The 2,688-nt window shown below is 36.6% G+C and carries 3 protein-coding genes; all 3 read right to left on the bottom strand.

Annotated features, from left to right (window positions below; all coding sequences use genetic code 11):
- The coding region (locus tag PHF25_09470) for a phage major capsid protein (GenBank protein ID MDD4528236.1) at nt 1–1,180 on the bottom strand (1,180 nt) is incomplete at its 3' end.
- Entirely contained in the window at nt 1,177–1,965 is a 789-nt protein-coding gene (locus PHF25_09465) for a Clp protease ClpP (protein MDD4528235.1), read from the bottom strand. The genes PHF25_09470 and PHF25_09465, both read right to left, overlap by 4 nt.
- A partial coding sequence (locus PHF25_09460; protein MDD4528234.1) for a phage portal protein occupies nt 1,966–2,688 on the bottom strand: 723 nt, incomplete at its 5' end.

Here is a 2,688-nt window from a genome sequence, read left to right as displayed (position 1 = left end):
CTCTAACGATAGGTGCTGTTGGTCTAAGGTTAGTGATATCAACAACCTTGAAAGAACCACTATCTAAAGGCTTGCCATCTCCATAAAGCTTAGTAAGATAATATCTATCATCCTCTAAGAATTTGTAGTGGTCGGAATATTCAATCTTGCCGCCTTTTCCTGTCCCAAGTCCAAAGAAGTATCTCCTACCAAGACCGATTATAGCTTTGTTAGTTGGTACATATACAGATTGAATTAACTTAGTTGGATGCGGAAAACGAGAAACATAGCTTCCATCAGGCTGTATTTTCATAATAGCAGGCATAATTTTTGTGTAATAGTCAACTGGATTACAGATAAACAACACTTCATTTACTGTCCTATATAATCCATTAGGTCCAACTGCTAATGCTGCTAAAATACCACCATAAGTATCAGGGCTAATTTCATTCATTGGTACCGCTACAAGGTTGGGGTAGCCATCTGTTGCGTCGAATGCTCCGTTCGGGTCTTTTGTCATGCCCACAGGTTCGTCAACACCAGTTCCGAGGATGATTGCCTTTTCAAGTCCGTTAGAAATTGCTTCAAGAAGGATAGTTCTAACGTATCTATCAATCCATGTAGGACCTATCTCAAGCATAGCCTTGCATATTGGAATAAACGCTGACAATTTGTTTTGTGCTAAATTAATAACATCCGTTCCAGCGGTCAATTCTTTTACGATTGTATCGCACAACTTACCCCAAGTAGCTAAATGCCTTCCATCTTGGGTAGAAATAAGGATTTCTGTCAAAATTCCAGTGTTTTGGAAGTTAATTTCAGTTAAAAGCGGATGAGCTTCTTGAATGTCCTCGAATATTGAATCGATAACAGTTGTTGGAAGCGTTTCATCAATCAAAGTCAATGCTTGTTGAGGATTGCTTGATTTCATTGCTTCTATAACTTTTTCATAGTATTTAGTTTCCTGAGAAGTAAGAACTCTTGCTCCTCTTCCTGCTAAAATGTTGTTGTCTGATGCCTGAACATATCCTTGTGCTTCAGCTAAAACAGCCTCTTGCAACATATCAGTATATTCTGTAAATGCTACTTGGAATGCTTCATCATTCCCATCTTTTAAAGCTTGATTGAGTTTGTTCATAATTTCTGCTTTTTGTAAAGCCAATAAATCTTTGTTTTTCATATCTTGTTGCTCCTCTCTTATTTTAAAATTGATAAAAATGTTTTTTGAATTTTGCTTTCTTTCGGTGGTTCCGGAACTGGATCCGGCTCGGGTTCTTTTGGTACTTCTTGTTTAAATTCCTTTGCTAATGCTACAAGTGCTTTGTTGTATTTAATGCTCTGTTCAAGTGTTTTAGTTACTTGTTGCAACATTTCTTTTGCTTCTGTCATGTCTTTTTCTTCTGATATAACTTCATCGCAAAGACCATATTCTAAACAATCATTTGCCGTTAACCATGATTCACCTTCTAATAATTCTATTAGTTTTTCTTCAGTCAACTTGCCATTTGATTTTTCAAGATAGGCTTTTCTGTTGCCTTCCATGATTTTGTCTAAATCGTCTGCAGCTTTTCTCAATTCAGTTGCATTGCCATAAGCGATATTTATTGCATTATGTATCATCTGCATAGTGTTACTATACATTTTAACTTCATCGCAAGCCGTTAATACAAACGAAGCAGCAGAAGCTGCAAAGCCATCTACATATCCAATAACCTTAGCAGAATGTCTCTTTAATTGATTTCTAATTGCCATAGCTTCATAAACATAGCCACCATATGAATTCACATACAAGTTGATTTGTGTTACATCAGGATATTTTGCAAGCTCACTCCTAAAATGATTAGCGGATGTTTCATTTTCAATAATTTCATCAGTCCACCAATCATAAGAATCACCCTGTATATATCCGTAGATGTACATATCAAGTGTTGTTGGATTGTCCGCTTGTTGCTTTATTTCCCATATCCTTTTGATTTCCCTTCCCATCTACTCACCTCCCTCGATTTTATTAGATACATTTGGATCACCTCCCAGAGAATTCAATAAATCCTCTACCGAACTATAATTCTTAGTTATCCAATGTTGCCAAGCCCAAGGCTCGTCAATTATCTGTTCTCCTACAAGTTTTCTTATATCATTAATGCAGAACGCACCGCTTGCTATAAGCTTGTCTATTGCAGTTGCTACGTTTAATAGGTCAATATGTTTAATTGCTTTACTGTCAATTTCTAAATAAGTACCCTGACTAAAATTCAAATACCCTGTTCGCTTGCGGTTTATTTCTTCTTGCAAAGTATCAATTAGAGGATCCACCGCAAATGTTAATAATACATCGACAACATTATCGTCTATATTTGCTAAGTCGCCTTTCAATAATACAGGCGGAATTCCATAGCTTCTTGCCGTAAAGTCATATATGTCATCAATCATAGCTTTTATATCTCTGGTGCTTTCAGGTGCATAAGTCTTTTTCTCATTCTCTTTCCACTCTTGCCCTTTACCTATAGGCAATGCAGCATTGTCACTGTTTAGCCATTTGCTGATTTTTTCATTAATCAGCTTGTCAAATGCTTCCCTTTCGGGAGTGCCTGCTACGGGTATGGTGTCATATTTAAATATGCCTTTTGTACCTCTGGTTTTTTTATACGCATTCACACTATATGCTATTAACTTTGCATAACTGCTGTATAGCCCGTTTACTACATTTCG

This window comes from Candidatus Margulisiibacteriota bacterium, assembly GCA_028706105.1.
Classification (GTDB): Bacteria; Margulisbacteria; Riflemargulisbacteria; order GWF2-35-9; family DYQY01; genus DYQY01.
The sequence above is the reverse complement of the archived record's forward strand: the minus strand, read 5'-3'. Positions and strand labels throughout refer to the sequence as shown.